The 426-nt window shown below is 51.6% G+C and carries 1 protein-coding gene; it reads right to left on the bottom strand.

Annotation, left to right across the window (positions count from 1 at the left end):
• On the bottom strand, positions 1-401 hold a 401-nt coding region (locus C3007_RS09880; protein WP_133158417.1), incomplete at its 3' end, for an ABC transporter permease family protein.
• Positions 402-426: the final 25 nt, after the last annotated feature.

Raw genomic sequence — 426 nt, 5'->3', positions numbered from 1 at the left:
GTGATGATTTTGAAAAGCGGCACCACCAGCAAAATGCCAGAGAACATATACGCCGTGTAAAAGCTGGCGTTGATGGTCATCCGACCTTTAAAGCGCAGGCGGGAAAGCGCGTAAGCCCCAAGAATGCCGAGGAATACCGCCACCACGGATGAAACCACAGACACCACCAGACTGTTACGGAAGTAGTCGACAAACGGGAAAATCATCGGGTTAAAAATGTCGACGTAATGCTCCAGCGTCCACTGCTGCGGCAGCAGCGTAGGATGCAGTGAGATCGCCTCTTTCGCGCCCTTGAACGAGGTCATCAGCATCACAAAAAATGGAAACAGCGTGATGATGAGAAACAGCGCCAGCCCGCAGTAAAAACCGATGCGACTGAGTGTGCGTTTATTTGTTGCCATTGAGGTTCACCCGTTTCCTGGTCAG

Origin of the sequence: Avibacterium gallinarum, assembly GCF_002921135.1 — a bacterium.
Taxonomy (GTDB): domain Bacteria; phylum Pseudomonadota; class Gammaproteobacteria; order Enterobacterales; family Pasteurellaceae; genus Avibacterium; species Avibacterium gallinarum.
This window is presented reverse-complemented; position numbering and strand designations above follow the sequence as displayed.